Here is a 17,352-nt window from a genome sequence, read left to right on the forward strand (position 1 = left end):
CGACAGACAGGGCTTGTTGTCGTTTTTTCTCAACAGGGCGGCAACTAAATCGACCTATCGCACTGCACGCGCCGGCGCTGCCATATCGCTGGGGCAGCGGATCATCAGAACCGCCGGGTTGCTGAGACCGCTTTGTGAAATGGAGTCGGCCAGATGATCGAGCCGCGACCTGACCGACTGTTCCTTCGCATGGCTTACCCAGGCCACCACATCGACATTGATATCCCCGGGCAACCCTGCCTGCAGCAGGGCCGACTGCAGCTCGGCGACCTTGTTCATTGCCATGTAGAGCACCAGAAGCGTACCCGGTAGCGCCATCTGCGCCCAGTCTGGTCCGGCACCGTCCGGTCCCAGAGTGCCAGTGGCCAATATTACCCGGTTCGTCACGCCGCGTTCGGTCATCGGCTGCAACAGGCTGGCGGCGGCGGCGCTCGCGGCGGTGATGCCAGGAACGATTTCCACCGGAATCCCCGCCGCGCGGGCTGCGTTCAATTCCTCGACCGCGCGGCCAAAGATCGATGGGTCGCCGGATTTCAGCCGCACCACTTTGCGGCCTTGTCGTGCGGCACTGAGGATCAGATCGTTGATCCGCTCCTGTGGCCAATGGCTTGCCCCGGGCAGTTTGCCGACAAACACCCGTTCGGCATCGCGCCGCGCCAGTTCCAGCAGATTGGGGTCGATCAGCCGGTCATAGAAAATCACGTCGGCTTCCTGCAATCGTTCGACTGCGCGCAGGGTCAGCAGATCACGCGCGCCGGGGCCGGCACCGACCAGACTGATCATCCCCAGATCGCTGCTGTCAGGAGCGCCGCCCGCAGCGATTGCGGTTTTCAACAGATCCGCGGCTTCACGTTCAGCGCCGCGTTTGAAGGCCATCCAAGGCGCGCTGTTGAAGCTCCAGCGCCAGAAATCGCGGCGTTTATGATGCGGCACCTTTTGCGCCACCGACCCGCGCAGGCGGCGGGCCAAAGCGGCAAAACTGCCCAGACGTGGGTCGAGCAATTGTTCAAATTCGGTTTTCAACCGGCGTGCCAGCACAGGTGCGGCGCCTTCGGTACCGATCGCCACCACTACCGGATCGCGGTCGACGATGGATGGCGTGGTGACGTCGCAAAGATCGGGGCGGTCAACCACGTTCACCGTGGCTCCGGCCTGTTTGGCGAACCCGTGCAGTAGCTCGTCGCGGTCGGCATCGCCGCTGGCAATGAAAACAAGCGCTGTATCGGCAAAGCTATCGGGCGTGGCAGGGTGGGGGTCGTGGCTGGCGCGACCTTCGGCTACGATCGCGCGCAATTCATCGTCCAGTTCCGGGGCCAGGAATACGAGCGTGGCTTCGGTTTTCAGCATCAGCCGCGCTTTTTGCGCGGCTTGTTCGCCACCACCGGCAATCACCACCCGGCGACCGGACATTTTCAAGAACATCGGAAAGGATTTCATGTGCGCTCTCCCTGCTGCGACCACATAGCGGGTCGTCCCTGTCATGCAAGCCTTATTCTGCGGCCTGTTGTACCTGAACCGTGGCCAAAAGATCAGCCAGTTCCGGCCGGCACGAACCGCAATTGGTCCCCGCGTTCAGCGCTTTTCCGATCGCTTCGACGCTCATCAATTGCTGATCAGCAATGGCGCGCAGGATGGTGTTCACCCCGACATCAAAACAGGCACAGATCGTGGTGCCAGGATCGGGTCGGTCAGCGGCGGGCCGTCCGGCCAGCGCATCGGAGGGTGCATCGCCCAGCAGGCTGGCCAGATGATTGCGCGACACCGGTACCGGGGTGCGAGCGACAAACAATGCGCCGGTCAGAACGCCATCTTCTACCAAGGCAATACGGGCGCCGCTGCGGGCCGGGTCCAGCACGCTGAGCACTTCTGCGTCCGGGTGCCCCAGTAAGGCGGTGGCGTAGCTTCCCCAGTTGTCCGGTGTTTCGGTGTCGGCCAATTCAATCCGCCACCCCTTGGCAGACCGGGCGCTGGCCCAATAGCCGCTTTGTGCGTCGGGCCGGTTTACAGTGACGGCAAAGCCGAACCAATTGGCCTGATACTTTTCGATCCGAACCGCTGAAGCCTTGGATTCCGGTTGCCCGGAAACCGGGTCCACATTGGCGCTGACCACGGCGTCGATCCGGCCCGAGGAGGCATATTGAGATGTCCAGTGCATCGGGGCAAAGACCTGACCCCTGCCGATCCGGTCAGAGATCAATACCCGCAGAATAGCACTGCCATGCAGGCTACTGATCCGCGCCAGATCGGCTGCACCCAGCTTCAAGCCAGCGGCGTCATCGGGGTGAATTTCCAAAAACGGTTCGGCCAGATGCTGCGACAACCGGGCCGATTTCGCGGTGCGGGTCATGGTGTGCCAGTGATCGCGGACACGCCCGGTATTCAGCACGAACGGATAGTCCGCGCTTGGCTCGGATTGTGGCGCGCGGAAATGGATCGGCATCATGCGGCCGCGTCCAGACGGTGTGAAGAACTGGCCATCACCAAAGAACCGCCCCCCGGCGCGATGGGCGTTTTGCGGCCAGTATAACGGGGTCAGATCGTCATATTCTGCGTCCGACACGTCGCGCATTGCCGAAATGTCGAAATCGCGGCCCAGCTGTCCCGCGATGCCGGACAGGGCGGCATGTTCGCGGAAAATCTCGGCCGGGTTCTGATAATCGAAATCCGTCGGCCACCCCATCCTGCGGCCGACATCAGCGATGATATCCCAATCGTGCCGGGCTTCACCGGGTAGGGGCAGGATGGCACGTTGGCGCGACATACAGCGTTCGGAATTGGTCACGGTGCCATCCTTTTCGCCCCAGCCGGTGGCGGGCAGGATGACGTCGGCCAGTTTAGCGGTATCGGTATCGCCAAACATATCCGACACCACCACGAAATCGCAGCCTTCAAGCGCTGCGCGTACTGCATCCGCTTCGGGCATCGACACCACCGGATTGGTGCAGATGATCCAGATTGCCCTGATCCGGCCATCGCCCACAGCCTTGAACATGTCGACCGCTTTTAGTCCGGCCTCGACCGGCATTGCCGGGGCGTTCCAGAACGTTTTGACTGCGCTGCGATGTTCGGCGTTTTCGATATCCAGATGGCAGGCCAGCATATTGGCCAACCCGCCGACTTCGCGCCCGCCCATTGCATTGGGTTGGCCGGTCACGCTGAACGGACCGCAGCCCGGCTTGCCGATCCTGCCTGTCGCCAGATGGCAATTGAGGATCGCGTTGACCTTGTCGCTGCCAGCGCTGGATTGGTTCACGCCCTGACTGAATACGGTGACAACTTTTTCGGATTTGATCCACAGATCGCAAAACGTCCGCAACTCGGTCTCGCTCAATCCAGTGACCGAGGTGTCACATCTGCTGGCGGCGTCCAGTGCAGCGTCGAAACCTTCGACATGATCACGGATGTACGCGGTATCCATCGCGTCCTGTTCGTGGATGTCCAGCAGCAGGCGGTTGAACAGGGCGACATCACCGCCGGGGCGGATCGGCAGGTGCAGATCGGCAAGGTCCGATGTCGCTGTGCGGCGGGGGTCGATATTGACCACTTTCATATGCGGCCGCGCCTTTTTCGCCGCAGTGATGCGTTGATAAAGAACCGGGTGGCACCACGCGAGATTCGATCCGGTCAGCACGATCAGATCGGCCTGTTCCAGATCGGTATATTGCCCCGGAACGGTATCGGTACCGAAGGCGCGTCTGTGCCCGGCGACGGTCGAGGCCATGCAAAGCCGCGAATTTGTGTCGATATTGGCGGACCCGATGAAGCCTTTCATCAGTTTATTAGCAACATAATAGTCTTCGGTCAGCAACTGGCCCGAGACATAGAAAGCAACACTATCGGGCCCATGTTTCGCGATTGTATCCCGGAATTTCTGCGCGACCAGGTTTAGCGCGTCATCCCAGCTGGCCCGCCCACCCGCGACTACCGGATACAGCAACCGGTCTTCGGTTGTGATGGTTTCAGCGAGTGCCGAGCCTTTGGAACACAGTCGTCCTTGATTGGCGGGGTGGTCAGGGTCACCCTTGATTGTCATTCCGCCGGTCCCGTCCGGGGTCGCCAACACGCCGCAGCCGACACCGCAATAAGGGCATGTGGTGCGCAGGGTGCAGGGCTGGGCAAGTGTGGGTTTGGTCATGGGAAACCTCAGGTCGTCGTGAAAAGCGCCCGCGCCGATTGGCGCGGGCGAGTTGGGGGAATTACGCGGCCTGTCGTTTCAGGCGGGACACATCCAGAAAGATGCGCCCGTTCTCGATCCGAGTGGCATAGGTTTCGATAGTGCCGTCATCGGCGCCCTGCGCCTGACCGGTTTCCAGGCTGAATACCCAGTTGTGCAGTGGGCAGGTGACGGAGCGGCCATGAACGATACCTTCGCTTAGTGGTCCGCCTTTGTGCGGACAGCGGTCGGCCGTGGCGAAAACTTCGTTGTCTGTTGGTCGGAAAATAGCGACGCAGCCCTGTTGGGTTTTCACCACACGCGCACCGTGCAGGGGAATTTGTTCGATCGGACCTATATCCAGCCAGTTCATTCCGCAGCCTCCAGTGTCAGATCGGCCAGCGGGCGGAATCGCTCCGCTTCGCCGGGTTGCGCCTGTTCCGCCCACGGGTCCTTGCGATAGACAGATTGGGAAATCTCGAACCGCTCGCACAGCGCTTTGCGGTTTTCCAGATTGTCGACGACCTGTTGCTTGACCCAGTCGAGCCCGACCTTGGCGACGAATTTGTAACCACGATCCAGATATTTGCCGTTTTCACGGTAAAGCTGAACATAGGCGGTGGTGACTTCTATGGCCTCTTGTTCGGTGCTGACTTTGGCCAGCAGCTCGGTTTCCTTCACATCCATGCCCGCCGCTCCGGCAACGCTGACTTCGTAGCCGCTGTCGACGCAGATGATACCGACATCCTTACAGGTCGCCTCGGCGCAGTTGCGTGGGCATCCCGACACGCCCAGTTTGACCTTATGCGGCGTCCACGATCCCCAAAGCAGCTTTTCCAGCTTGATACCAAGCCCGGTGCTGTCCTGTGTGCCAAAACGGCAATGGTCTGATCCGACACAGGTTTTCACCGTGCGCAATCCCTTGGAATAGGCATGGCCAGATACCAGCCCGGCTTGGTTGAGGTCGTACCACATCGAGGGCAGGTCTTCGCGCTTGACCCCCAGCAGGTCGATCCGCTGCCCGCCGGTCACTTTTACCGTCGGCACATTGTATTTTTCCGCTGCGTCGGCAATTGCACGCAATTCCTGTGGCGTAGTGATGCCACCCCACATGCGCGGTACGACGGAATAGGTGCCGTCCTTTTGAATATTGGCGTGACGGCGTTCGTTGACGAAACGCGACTGCGGATCGTCGGCATAGTCCAGCGGCCAGTCGGCCAGCAGGTAATAATTGATCGCCGGACGGCAGACATGGCAACCGTTACGGGTTTTCCAGCCCAGTTCCTGCCAGACTGCATCTTGGCTTTTCAGCTCTTGTGATTTGATCAGGCGCCGGACGTCCTCATGGGTCAGGTCGGTGCAGCCACAGACCGATTTTTCGGTCGGTATGACGAAATCATCGCCCAAGGTGACGGACAGAACCTGTTCAACCAAGCCCGAGCAGGTCCCGCAGGATCCGCTGGCCTTGGTGACGGCGCGCACGTCCTCCAGCGTATTGGCGCCGTTATTGATTGCAGTGACGATCTGCCCTTTGCAAACGCCGTTACAGCCACAGATTTCCGCATCATCCGGTAAGGCTGCAACGGCTGCCAAAGGGTCCGCTGCGGCCCCCCCCTGATAGGCAGGCCCAAAGATCAGGGTGTCACGCATGTCCGACACATCGGTGCCGTCCTTGATCAAGTTGTAGAACCAGCTGCCATCGGCGGTATCGCCATACATCACGGCACCGATGATCCTGTCATCCTTGAGCACCAGTCGCTTGTAGACTCCGCGTGTCGGGTCACGGTAAACGATGTCTTCGCGGTCCTCGCCTTCGGCGAAATCGCCGGCCGAAAACAGATCGCAGCCAGTGACCTTCAGCTTGGTCGACACTTCCTTAGGGGTGAAAGTGGCGGCCTGACCGGCCAGTGTCTGGGCGATAACCTTTGCCTGATCGTAAAGCGGAGCCACGAGACCGAAAAGCTGGCCTCGGTGTTCCACGCATTCGCCCAGCGCCAGAATGTCGGGATCGGATGTCAGCATGGCGTCGTCCACAGTGATCCCGCGCTCCACTTCAAGATGCGCGTCGACGGCGAGCCGCGTTTCAGGACGAATCCCGACCGCCATCACCACCATATCGGCTTCAAGGCCGGTATTGTCTTCAAGCATCACACCTTCGACCCGCTCTTCGCCCAGAATGGCAGCGGTGGAGGCGCGGCAGATCACCTTGATCCCGCGGTCCTCAAGCGCACGGCGCAACAAATAGCCGGCGGCTTCGTCGAGTTGGCGTTCCATCAGGTGCCCCATCAGGTGCAACACAGTCACATCCATGCCGCGCATTTTCAGCCCGGCCGCCGCTTCCAGACCCAGAAGACCGCCACCGATCACCACCGCCTTGGCCCCAGGACGCTGAGCGGCGTCGATCATCGCATTGGTGTCGTCGAGATCCCGATAAGAGACCACACCGGGCAAATCCTTGCCAGCGACCGGAATGATGAAGGGAGCCGAACCGGTTGCGATCAGTAGTTTATCGTAAGGCACTTCACCGTTTTGCCCGACCACGATCTTGCGCGCCCGGTCAATCTTGACAACATGTTCACCAAAGCGGCAGGTGACGCCATTGGCGACATACCAATCATCGTCATGGGTGACGATTTCCTTGTAGGTTTTTTCACCCGAAAGAACAGGCGACAGCATCAGGCGGTTGTAGTTGCCGCGTGGTTCCGCGTTGAAAAGGGTGACTTCATAAGCGTCGGGAGCTTGTTCGAACAAATGTTCAAGCGCCCGGCCCGAGGCCATGCCGGCCCCAATGACGACGAGTTTCTGTTTCATGCCCAAAACTTCCAGAATGGTTTGGTGGGGGCCGTCGCCGCGATCACTTCGGGTGACGGGGCGGCGGGATAGGCGGCCTCTTTCATGACGCCGCTTAGCGTGGTGTAGGCGGATATCCAGGCGTCTTTCACCTCGGCGGTGAACCCATCGCCCAATCCCTTTTCCAGTGTGAACAACAGCGATGCACCGACCGCGTCGTAATCTTCGGCCTGAACGCCATAATCGACATGTTTGATCGCCAGCTGTTGGGCCACGGGCACGATTTTATCCAGATCGCGCAATCCGTTTACCACAACGCCCAGAGTGGCCATCAATTTCGATCCCTGATCCTTCATGTCGGAATGGGCGAAGTAGGGTTTTACCTGCGGGGCGGTTTCGAACAGGTTGGCATAGAATATTTCCGCCGCCGCGTCCTTGATTGGTACGACCAGTGCAAAGCTGTCCTGTACAAGGGTGATCGCTTTTTCGTCCATTATGGCTTACTCCGCTGCTATGGGTTTGGGAGGGGCTTCTTTCTTGGGCTTTGCGCCGTGTTCGTATTCTTCCAGAAAATCGAGAACTTCCTGGCGGAAGTTGTAATAATCAGGATGCCCCAGAAGCGCCTTGCGGCTACGTGGACGCGGCAGGTCGACATCGACGATCTTGCCGATGGTGGCCTGCGGCCCGTTGGTCATCATCACCACCCGGTCGGCCAGAAGGATTGCTTCGTCCACATCGTGGGTGACGCAGATCGCAGTGACCTTGGTGCGATCCCAGACTTCCATTAGCACTTCTTGCAATTCCCAGCGGGTCAGGCTGTCCAGCATACCGAACGGTTCATCCAGAAGCAGAAGTTTCGGGCTAAGGGCGAAGGCGCGGGCGATGCCGACGCGTTGCTTCATGCCGTTTGACAGCGAATGCGCCGGGCGGTCCATCGCTTCGGCCATGCCGACCCGTTCGAGGTAATATTCGATCACGTCCTGACGTTCGGCGCGCGACGCTTTGGGATACACCTTGTCCACCCCTATGGCGACGTTTTCCTTGGCGGTCAGCCAAGGGAACAGGTTGGGCGACTGGAACACCACAGCGCGTTCGGGATCGGCGCCTTCCACATGACGACCGTCAAGGCGGATAGCACCCTTGGAAATCTCGTTCAGGCCGGCGGCCATGGTCAGCACTGTAGACTTCTCGCAGCCTGAATGACCGATCAGGGAAATGAATTCGCCGCGATTGAGCTTGAGATTGAAATCCTCGACCACGGTCAGCGGTCCCTTGGGGGTCGCATAGATTTTGTGGAGTTGCGAGAAGTCCAGAAAGTTATGTTCAATCATGCCCTTGGTGGCGTCTTTTACCGCCGCAGGCATGCCGTGGATTGGTTCCACATCTGGCAGTGTGCGAGTACCTTCGGTCTTGGATTCGATACCGACATCCATCAGGTACTTGGTGATTCCGGCGCGCAACGCCTTGAAACCGTCATGGTGGTTCATTTCCATCCGGTCGCGGGGGCGAGGAATGTCGACTTTGAACGGCTCGGCCAGTGTGCCATCGGGATTGAGCGGAATAATCCGGTCGCCCATGATGATGGCTTCGTCGACATCGTTGGTGATCAGAATGCAGGTCTTTTTATCCGCGTTCCAGATATCAAGGATTTCGTCGGCCAAATTGGCTCGGGTCAGCGCATCGAGTGCCGAAAGCGGTTCGTCAAGCAACAAAACCTCTGGATTCATTGCCAGCGCCCGGGCCACGTTGACCCGTTGGCGCATCCCGCCAGACAATTCCGCCGGGCGCCGGCTGCCTGCGTGGCTCAACCCAACCATCTTTACAAATTGATCTACCTTTTCAGCGCGTTCGGCCTTGTTCAGATTGGGGAAAATCGTGTCCACCGCCAATCCGACATTGCCGTTCACCGTCAGCCACGGCATTAGCGAATAGTTCTGAAAAATTACGCCACGTTCGGGCCCAGGGCCGGTGATCGGTTTGTCCTTGAAGTTCACTGTGCCAGTGGTCGGGGCTTCCAGCCCCGCCATCAGGTTTATCAGTGTGGTCTTGCCGGATCCGGAAAAGCCCAGCAGCACCAGGAATTCGCCTTCTTCGACCTGAAGGTCGATGTTTTTCAAGACGTCCTGACGGGCGGTGCTGGCCCCGAAGCTTTTGCAAACATTGTTGAATGAGATCACTGACATGGCGCTCACCGATTGTTCGAGAAGGTAAAGAGCGACTGCAGGGCGAACATCACGCGATCCAGCAGGAAGCCGATGATGCCGATGGTGAAGACGGCAACCATTATCTTGGCAAGGCTCTGCGAGCTGCCGTTCTGAAATTCATCCCAGACGAATTTGCCTAAGCCTGGGTTCTGCGCCAGCATTTCTGCGGCGATCAGAACCATCCAGCCAACCCCGAGCGACAGGCGCAGACCGGTAAAGATCAGCGGCAGGGCCGAGGGCAGCACCAGTTTGGTAATCTTGGTCCACGTGTTCATCTTCAGCACCTTGGAAACAGACACCAAGTCCTTGTCGATCGTGGCCACGCCGAGCGCAGTGTTGATCAATGTGGGCCAGAGCGAACACAGGGTCACGGTGATCGCAGAGATCAGGAAGGATTTAGAAAACAGCCCGTCATTGCTGGAAACCGTGGCCGAAACGATCATGGTGACAATCGGCAACCAGGCCAACGGCGAGACCGGTTTGAATATCTGGATCAACGGATTGACTGCGGCATTGGCGGTTTTCGACAATCCGGCGGCGATGCCGACCGGAACGGCGACCAGCGTGGCGACCAGAAAGCCGAAGAAGACGGTTTTGATCGAAGTCCAGATCTGCTGATAGTAGGTCGGTTTGCCAGTGTAGTCGCGGAATTTGACCTTGTCGTCCTTGCCCGCCGCGATCAGCTTGGCATTGCGCGCGGCCTGACGGTCATAGAATGCGGCGGCCTTGTCCATTTCGCGCAGATGGTCGGTATGCAGGTTTTCCACCTGTTCCCAAACCTGCGCTGGCCCTGGGATCGCGCCCAGAGAGGTTTGCACTTTGGGCGCCAGATTCGCCCACAGGCCAATGAAAATCAGGATTGCCAGCAGCGGCACGCCCAACAACTGCCAGACCTCTTTGGCCTGCGCTTTGGGATTGTCGCCAGCAGCGGCTTTGAGCATCGGGGTGATCCAGGCCAGCCCCAGCACCTTGAACCAGGCATCCAGTTTGTTGATGCGGGTGAACATCCGGGCGCGGCGGGCTTCCTTTTGGGAAGCCTTGTCCGCGGCGGACAAACTATGCGGGTCGATAGCGGTCATTGATCTGATCCTGCGGGAAAAAATTGCGAGAGACACAGCCGGGCGGCAGGGAGAGGAAACCGCCCGGCCATCGGCATCAGCCTTTGACCTGATTGCCGTCGACGACCTGATCGCCCTTCAGGCCGATCGGCAGGCTATCAAGATAGGTATTGGGCTGTTTGCCGTCGTAAGCGATACCGTCAATTACGTCCTCGGCAGGGGTCGCAGCTTTGTATCCATCGCTGTTCCAGGGGAAGTCGGCTTCGTTTGCCAGACCTTCGTCGACCAGCATACGGGCCGCTTCGAGATAGATTTCCGGCTTGTAGACCGACTTGGCCACTTCGTCATACCAGCTATCTGGTTTGGCTTCACCGATTTGGCCCCAGCGACGCATTTGCGTCAGGTACCAGACCGCATCGGAGTAGAACGGGTATGTGGCGTTGTAACGGAAGAATACGTTGAAATCGGGCACGTCGCGCTTGTCGCCCTTTTCGTATTCGAATGTGCCGGTCATCGAATTGGCGATGACTTCGTAATCGGCGCCGACATATTCCGAACGGCTGAGGATTTCGACCGCTTCGGGGCGGTTGGCGTTGTCGTTCTCATCCAGCCACATCGCCGCGCGGATTAGGGCCTTGGTGATGGCGATGGTCGTGTTGGGATTTTCATGTTGGAACTCAGCGCTCAGTCCGAAGACTTTTTCGGGATTGTTCTTCCAAAGCTCGTAATCGGTGATGACCGGAACGCCGATGCCTTTGAACACCGCCTGCTGGTTCCACGGTTCACCGACGCAATAGCCATAGATGGTGCCGGCCTCCATCGTCGCGGGCATCTGCGGCGGTGGGGTCACTGACAGCAGCACGTCGGCGCCGATCTGACCGGTCACGTTGTCGGCGCTGTAATAACCCGGTTCCAGACCGCCCGCGGCCAGCCAGTAGCGCAATTCGTAGTTATGGGTCGACACAGGGAACACCATGCCCATGTTGAACGGCTTGCCTTCTTCCTTGTAAGCGTCGACCACCGGTTTCAGTGCGGACGCACTGATCGGATGGACCGGCTTGCCGTCAGCATCGGTGGGAACGTGTTCTTTCATCTGCGCCCAGATTTCGTTCGATACGGTGATGCCGTTGCCGTTCAGGTCCATCGAGAACGGGGTGATGATATGGGCTTCGGTGCCGAAGCCGATGGTCGCGGCCAGCGGCTGACCGGCCAGCATATGCGCGCCGTCGAGAGTGCCCGATATCACGCCATCAAGCAGAACCTTCCAGTTCGCCTGCGCTTCCAGCGTAACGAACAACCCTTCATCTTCGAAATAGCCCTTTTCATAGGCAACGGCCAAAGGTGCCATGTCTGTCAGCTTGATGAAGCCGAATTTCAGTTCATCCTTTTCGACGTCCAGCAGTTCTGCTGCCGCCGGTGTAACCAGCATGGTCGTGGCCGCGAGGATGGATGCGATGCGTTTCATGATCTGTGGTTCCTCAGTTGGGTCCGAATTTCCAAAAACAAAAAAGCCGCTGACGCACACCGTATTGAAACGGCGGGTCGAGCGGCTTTGCTCCGGGTGTCCCGATCATCGGGGAATTCTGTGAAAAGACGAAACGCCCTTGCTTCGTCTTGTCTCTTTGTTGCGATCCGCGGCGTAGATCGCAACAGTTTAAGGCTGAAACGGGGAAAAAATGCTGCACTGCCGCAAGGGCTGGGCTGGTTTGCCTATTTAGTAATCAAACAGTTTCAGTTGGATCAAAAATTCGTCCATCGAAAAACTGATCTGGCAGCAAAAACAGCTTGCCCGATTCTGACGCGACCGCAGTTTCCCGGCTCAGAGACCCTTCGATTTTTTCGGAGGCACCGGGCAGATCGCTGGTGGTTCGCGACAAATGCTGACGGTGCAGATCGCTGCGAAACACCTCACGCGCTTTGCGCATGGCGTCGTCCCGGTCCAGCCCCATCCGCGCTGCGATCTGACCACCGATCCATGCGGCTTGTGATTTCCACGGGAAGGTGGCGGCACCATCAAAAAATTCTACGAAGTGCGGTGTTTTGCGTTCACCGCCACGGGCGGAAATGACCAGACGACCGGACAAAGCCCGGTCGATGATTTCCGCAGATACGCCCAGGTAATCGCCGCGCGACAGGATTTCAGCGGCGGTGGTGGTATTGCTGGACTGTCCCAGCCAACGGCCCGCCCGCCAGACCGCGCGCATCAGGCGCCCGGTCAGGTCGGGATCGGTATCGGCCCAGCCCTTGCGGGTCGCCAGCACTTTTTCAGGGGCGAAGTTCCAGATTGCTTTGCCGGGCAACAGCAATTCACCGACCCCGTTTTCGACCGCGATAGATCCCCAAGGTTCACCGACGCAGAAGGCATCGATTTCGCCATTCGCCAACGCCTGCGCCATCAACGGCGGCGGCACAGTGCGAATATCAAGCGCCTGCGGCGCAGGTAGTCCCAGCGAACTCAGCCAATAGAACAGCAGCTCGGCATGCATCGAAAACGGAAACGGCACCCCGATGCGCAACCTTTGGCCGGTGGTGATCAGGGCCTGACCTGCGGCGGTGGCATCCTTGAAATCGAACTTGTAGCCCTGTTCGCGCAGCCGCAGGGCGAGCTGAGGCGAAACACCGGTGACGTTGCCGTTGACCGACAGCACCGATAGCGCCTCCAGTTGCACTGGCATACCGCCAAGGCCAAGCGCAGTGGCAACCGGAACCGGGGCCAGCATATGCGCCGCTTCAATCTGGCCCATCGCCAGCAGATCGCGCAAGGTCGACCAGCTGGGGGCCTTGTGCAGTTTAAGTGCCAGTCCTTCTTCGTCGGCAAAGCCCAATTCACGCGCGATGATCAGCGGGGCTGCGTCGACCAGCGGAATATATCCGGCGTTTAAAGTGATGCTCATGACAGCAGCCCTGCCGTGGTCACCAGCGCCTGCGCCACTTCGATCACCTTTTTGCCCTGATCCATCGCGGCCTTGCGCAGCAGGGCATAGGCTTCGTCCTCGGACAAACCGCGCGCCTTCATCAGGATGCCCTTGGCACGATCAAGCGTTTTGCGTTCTTCGAGTGCCTGCTTGGTTGCTTCCAGTTCGGTGCGCATCCGATGGAACATGTGAAACCGGGTAATGGCGGCGTCGAGGATCGGTTTAAGCCGGTCTGCGCGCATCCCGTCCACCACATAGGCTGACACGCCCGCCTCGATCGCAGCCTTGGTCAGGGTGTCGTCGGACTGATCGACGAACATCGCCACCGGACGTTCCATCGGACCAGAGGCGATTGCCAGTTCTTCTAACGTATCGCGTGACGGGTTGGTCATATCGATCAGTACAATATCAGGACTCAGGCTGGCGACGCGCCGGGCCAGACCGGATTCCTCGGCAATGACCGAGATTTCGTAATCGCCCGAAAGAGACAACGAATCCACGATCTGCATGGCGCGTTCGCGGTCCTTTTCGACGATGATGATGGAAAGCTTCTTTGACACGGGCGCGCTGTTTCCTGTTCCGTCTGGTGTTGTGCCGCTGAGACAGGGGTCGGTACAATGCCAACAATAAGGAAATGCGCCGATATGAGGCGAAATATCCCGTTTCGGTCAAAAAATAGGCATTTAGGGTTGGCTTGAAGCGTTTCCCGCGCCGGCAAACGCCGGGGCCAGATCAGAAATCCAGCCCAAGATCCAAGGTTTGTGCCGAATGGGTCAGCGCGCCGGAAGAAATGTAATCGACCCCGGTCGCGGCGACCTCGGCAATCCGGTCGAGCGTCATGTTCCCTGAGGCTTCCAGCACCAGACGGCCGTCGGTGATCGCAACCGCCTGTCGCAGCGTGGCCGTGTCCATATTGTCGAGCAGGACCACATCAGCGCCACCAGTTTCCAGCACCTCTTGCAACTGGTCCAGCCGGTCGACTTCGATTTCCACCCGAACCATATGGCTTGCATGGGCCTTGGTCGCCTCCAGCACCGCGCGCACACCGCCTGCGGCTGCGATATGATTGTCCTTGATCAGGATCGCGTCGGACAGGCTGAAACGATGGTTAAAACCACCGCCATGCAGTACCGCCTGCTTTTCCACGATACGAAGTCCGGGGGTGGTTTTCCGGGTGCAGGTAATGCGGGCCTTGTGCCCCTTGGTCTGCTGTACGAAGCCCTGCGTTTTGGTGGCGATGCCGCTCAGCCGTCCGGCAAAATTCAACGCCACCCGTTCCGCCGACAGGATCGATGCGGCCGCGCCGTCGATTTCCATCAGCGTGTCGCCTTTGGCAATGGCATCGCCATCCCGCTTCAGCGTGGTGATCTGCAATGACGGGTCGACCAGCCGAAACGCGATCTCTGCGATCTGCATCCCAGAGACGACGCCATTTTCGCGCGCGTTCAATCGCGCTTTGTAGGTCACATCGGCCGGGATGACCGCCCGGGTCGTGATGTCGCCGTAGGTTCCCAGATCCTCCATCAGCGCATGTTTGACCAGCGGTTCAAGGATCAGGTCGGGGAGAGAGGCATAAGAATTCATGCGGTTTCCTTTGCGATCTTGTCGCGCAGCGCCAGTGCTTCACTGAGAGTCAGCATGCTACGGTGGCCTGTGTCGCCCTTGGGGGCAGGGAAATCACTGCGGTAATGCGCCCCGCGGGATTCTTCGCGCAGGAGCGCGGCTGCGGCGATCAATGTGGCGGTGGCGGTCATGTTCACAAAACCCGGGCAATCGATATTGTCAGCCTCCAGCTTGGCAATGGTCGTCAGGGCCAGTTTCAACCCATCTGCATCACGCACCACACCGACATTATTCGTCATGCAGCGACGCAGCCGGTCAACAGCATTGGCATCTGGCGAAATGCCCCCGGGTTGGAAATCCGGGGCGATTTCGGGCGCGGTCAACGGGCGGGTATCCAGTGCGGACTCAATCCCGACGGCGCAGATCCGGGCATAGACCAGAGCCTCCAACAGCCCGTTCGAAGCCAGGCGGTTGGCGCCGTGCAATCCGGTCGAAGACGCTTCGCCGCATACCCAGAGGTTCCCCAAGCTGGCCTTGCCATTCTGATCCGTGGCGATGCCACCCATGTGATAATGCGCGGCGGCAGCCACGGGGATCGGATCACGTACCGGGTCGATTCCTGCGCGGGCGCAGGCTTCGGCGACGGATGGGAACTGGGTCAGCACCTTTTCGCCCAGAACCGCGCGGGTATCCAGCATCGGGCGCTTGCCGGCCTGAGTCTGCGCATAAATAGCACGGGCAACGATATCGCGCGGGGCCAGTTCTGCATCGGGATGGATCGCGGTCATGAACCGTTCGCCATCGGAATTGATCAACGTGGCACCTTCGCCGCGCAACGCTTCGGTGGCCAGCGGCGCGGGGTCTTCGCCCATATCGATGGCGGTGGGGTGGAATTGCACAAATTCGGCATCTGCAATAACTGCACCGACACGCGCAGCCATGCCGATCACCTGACCACGGATACGGGCCGGGTTGGTGGTCAGCTTGTATAGACCGCCAGAGCCGCCGCCGGCCATCAGATAGGCGGCACCTCGCAGCACGATCGGTTGCGATCGGTTTTCGGAAGACGTTTCGATCCTGACCCCAGTCACGGTGCCATTTTCGACCTCGAGCCCCGAGGCCATTACGCCTTCCAATACCTGGATCGAGGGCGTTCGTAGCACCTGAGCGATCAGCGCCTTCATGATCTCGGCCCCGGCCTGATCGCCCTTGACCCGGACCACACGGGCGAAACTGTGCGCCGCTTCGCGCGACAACACGTAACCGCCCTTGTCGTCGCGGTCGAACGGTGTGCCCAAATCGGTCAGGTTGAGGATATGTTCGTGCGCTTCGCGGGTGACTTGGGCTGCGACCTGCGGATCAACGGTTCCCGCTCCAGCGCGCATCGTGTCAGAGGAATGGCTTTTGGGGCTGTCGGCGGGATTCATCGCGGCTGCGACACCGCCCTGGGCCCAGGCCGAACTGGCCCCTTCGCCCAGCGTTTCGGGCGAAATCATCACCACCGGCCGCGGTGCCAGTTTCAGAGCCGCATAGAGCGCACCCATGCCTGCGCCGACGATGACGACGCGATCGGTGGTGATTTCCTGCATCTAACGCGGTTCCTAAATGCCCAGCTGTTTCGACAGATCGATCATCCGCTGTACTGCCAGCCGTGCCTTTTCCGCGACCGCCTTATCGACCTCGACCGGCGTGGTCATGGTGTGCAGTGAATAGAGCACCTTTTCCAGCGTGATTTTCTTCATGAAGGGGCACATGTTGCAGGGGCCAACGAAATCGACTTCCGGAAGCGCGTCGGAAATGTTGGAGGCCATCGAACATTCGGTCACCAGCATCGCCTTTTGCGGTTTTTCGCGCTCGACAAAGGAAATGATGCCGCTGGTCGATCCGGAATAATCTGCCTCGGCCACCACGTCGGGCGGGCATTCGGGATGCGCGATGATGCGGGTGCCCGGATTCCATTCGCGGAATTCTATCAGGTCCTGCGCGGTGTATTGTTCGTGCACGATGCACGACCCTTCCCACCAGACGATACGCTTGCCCGGCACCTGTTTCGCTACGTTCTGCGCCAGATACTGGTCGGGGGTCATGATCACGGTGTCGCTGTCCTGCGCCGCCACGATCTGGGCTGCGTTGGAAGAGGTGCAGCAGATATCCGAGGCCGCTTTCACGTCGGCGGTGGTGTTCACATAGGTGACGACCGGCGCGCCGGGATATTTCGCGCGCATCTGTGCGATGCCCGCAGGGGTGATGGATTCAGCCAGCGAACAGCCTGCTTCCATATCCGGCATCAGCACGGTTTTCGCCGGGTTCAGGATTTTCGAAGTCTCGGCCATGAAATGCACACCGCATTGCACGATCACATCTTCTTCGACCTCGGTCGCTTTGATTGCAAGTTGCAGGCTGTCTCCGACGAAATCCGCCACCCCGTGATAGATGTCGGGGGTCATGTAATTATGCGCCAGAATGACAGCCCCGCGCTTTTTCTTCAGCGCGTTGATCGCCACTACATACGGGGCATAGATGGCCCAGTCAGCCGGTGTGACGACGCGGTTCATTCGGGCGTAAATATCTTTGGTGGCCTCAGCCAAATCCACCGACGGGGCGAGATCATAGTGTTCCGCCAGTCCGGCACGAACGGTCATGAGATCGAGCAACCAACTATCCTCCAG

At 59.3% G+C, this 17,352-nt stretch carries 13 protein-coding genes; all 13 read right to left on the reverse strand.

Annotated features, from left to right (window positions below):
- Positions 1 to 54: 54 nt before the first annotated feature.
- The 13 genes from cysG to nadA all read right to left on the reverse strand — a co-directional run bounded on the left by cysG (position 55) and on the right by nadA (position 17,337).
- Positions 55 to 1,437, reverse strand: a complete 1,383-nt coding sequence (cysG, locus tag VOI23_RS13315) for a siroheme synthase CysG (protein ID WP_323785365.1) — start codon at positions 1,435 to 1,437, stop codon at positions 55 to 57.
- 52 nt (positions 1,438 to 1,489) lie between these two features.
- Complete coding sequence (locus tag VOI23_RS13320; protein WP_323785366.1) at positions 1,490 to 4,135, reverse strand: molybdopterin-dependent oxidoreductase; 2,646 nt, start codon at positions 4,133 to 4,135, stop codon at positions 1,490 to 1,492.
- Between the two features lie 61 nt (positions 4,136 to 4,196).
- Complete coding sequence (gene nirD / locus VOI23_RS13325) at positions 4,197 to 4,526, reverse strand: nitrite reductase small subunit NirD (protein WP_323785368.1); 330 nt, start codon at positions 4,524 to 4,526, stop codon at positions 4,197 to 4,199.
- A complete protein-coding gene (gene nirB / locus VOI23_RS13330; protein WP_323785369.1) occupies positions 4,523 to 6,964 on the reverse strand; it encodes a nitrite reductase large subunit NirB in 2,442 nt (813 codons plus the stop codon). The genes nirD and nirB overlap by 4 nt, the downstream gene beginning before the upstream one ends.
- Positions 6,961 to 7,437 (reverse strand): globin family protein, encoded by a 477-nt coding sequence (locus VOI23_RS13335; RefSeq protein WP_323785370.1) that lies wholly within the window; start codon positions 7,435 to 7,437, stop codon positions 6,961 to 6,963. The genes nirB and VOI23_RS13335 overlap by 4 nt, the downstream gene beginning before the upstream one ends.
- Before the next feature lie 6 nt (positions 7,438 to 7,443).
- Positions 7,444 to 9,126 carry a nitrate ABC transporter ATP-binding protein gene (locus VOI23_RS13340; protein ID WP_323785371.1) on the reverse strand — a complete coding sequence of 561 codons (1,683 nt, stop codon included), beginning with the start codon at positions 9,124 to 9,126 and terminating at the stop codon, positions 7,444 to 7,446.
- 5 nt (positions 9,127 to 9,131) lie between these two features.
- Positions 9,132 to 10,226, reverse strand: coding sequence for an ABC transporter permease (locus VOI23_RS13345; protein WP_323785372.1), 1,095 nt, complete (start codon positions 10,224 to 10,226; stop codon positions 9,132 to 9,134).
- A 76-nt stretch (positions 10,227 to 10,302) separates the two neighbouring features.
- A complete protein-coding gene (locus VOI23_RS13350) occupies positions 10,303 to 11,670 on the reverse strand; it encodes a CmpA/NrtA family ABC transporter substrate-binding protein (protein ID WP_323785373.1) in 1,368 nt (455 codons plus the stop codon).
- 256 nt (positions 11,671 to 11,926) lie between these two features.
- Positions 11,927 to 13,099, reverse strand: a complete 1,173-nt coding sequence (locus tag VOI23_RS13355; protein ID WP_323785375.1) for an ABC transporter substrate-binding protein — start codon at positions 13,097 to 13,099, stop codon at positions 11,927 to 11,929.
- Positions 13,096 to 13,680 carry an ANTAR domain-containing response regulator gene (locus tag VOI23_RS13360; protein WP_323785377.1) on the reverse strand — a complete coding sequence of 195 codons (585 nt, stop codon included), beginning with the start codon at positions 13,678 to 13,680 and terminating at the stop codon, positions 13,096 to 13,098. Before VOI23_RS13360 ends, VOI23_RS13355 begins: the two co-directional genes overlap by 4 nt.
- A gap of 172 nt (positions 13,681 to 13,852) precedes the next feature.
- Positions 13,853 to 14,704 carry a carboxylating nicotinate-nucleotide diphosphorylase gene (nadC, locus tag VOI23_RS13365; protein ID WP_323785378.1) on the reverse strand — a complete coding sequence of 284 codons (852 nt, stop codon included), beginning with the start codon at positions 14,702 to 14,704 and terminating at the stop codon, positions 13,853 to 13,855.
- Positions 14,701 to 16,272 (reverse strand): L-aspartate oxidase, encoded by a 1,572-nt coding sequence (locus VOI23_RS13370; RefSeq protein WP_323785379.1) that lies wholly within the window; start codon positions 16,270 to 16,272, stop codon positions 14,701 to 14,703. Before VOI23_RS13370 ends, nadC begins: the two co-directional genes overlap by 4 nt.
- 12 nt (positions 16,273 to 16,284) lie before the next feature.
- Complete coding sequence (gene nadA / locus VOI23_RS13375; protein WP_323785380.1) at positions 16,285 to 17,337, reverse strand: quinolinate synthase NadA; 1,053 nt, start codon at positions 17,335 to 17,337, stop codon at positions 16,285 to 16,287.
- Positions 17,338 to 17,352: the final 15 nt, after the last annotated feature.

Source organism: Thalassovita sp. (genome assembly GCF_034670005.1).
Lineage (GTDB): Bacteria > Pseudomonadota > Alphaproteobacteria > Rhodobacterales > Rhodobacteraceae > Thalassobius.

Coding starts and splice junctions, on each gene's coding strand:
- VOI23_RS13350 (WP_323785373.1), bottom strand. CDS start 11,670: ATGAAACGCATCGCATCCATCCTCGCGGCCACGACCATGCTGGTTACA.
- VOI23_RS13340 (WP_323785371.1), bottom strand. CDS start 9,126: ATGTCAGTGATCTCATTCAACAATGTTTGCAAAAGCTTCGGGGCCAGC.
- VOI23_RS13370 (WP_323785379.1), bottom strand. CDS start 16,272: ATGCAGGAAATCACCACCGATCGCGTCGTCATCGTCGGCGCAGGCATG.
- nadC (WP_323785378.1), bottom strand. CDS start 14,704: ATGAATTCTTATGCCTCTCTCCCCGACCTGATCCTTGAACCGCTGGTC.
- VOI23_RS13335 (WP_323785370.1), bottom strand. CDS start 7,437: ATGGACGAAAAAGCGATCACCCTTGTACAGGACAGCTTTGCACTGGTC.
- nirD (WP_323785368.1), bottom strand. CDS start 4,526: ATGAACTGGCTGGATATAGGTCCGATCGAACAAATTCCCCTGCACGGT.
- nirB (WP_323785369.1), bottom strand. CDS start 6,964: ATGAAACAGAAACTCGTCGTCATTGGGGCCGGCATGGCCTCGGGCCGG.
- VOI23_RS13355 (WP_323785375.1), bottom strand. CDS start 13,099: ATGAGCATCACTTTAAACGCCGGATATATTCCGCTGGTCGACGCAGCC.
- VOI23_RS13320 (WP_323785366.1), bottom strand. CDS start 4,135: ATGACCAAACCCACACTTGCCCAGCCCTGCACCCTGCGCACCACATGC.
- VOI23_RS13345 (WP_323785372.1), bottom strand. CDS start 10,226: ATGACCGCTATCGACCCGCATAGTTTGTCCGCCGCGGACAAGGCTTCC.
- cysG (WP_323785365.1), bottom strand. CDS start 1,437: ATGAAATCCTTTCCGATGTTCTTGAAAATGTCCGGTCGCCGGGTGGTG.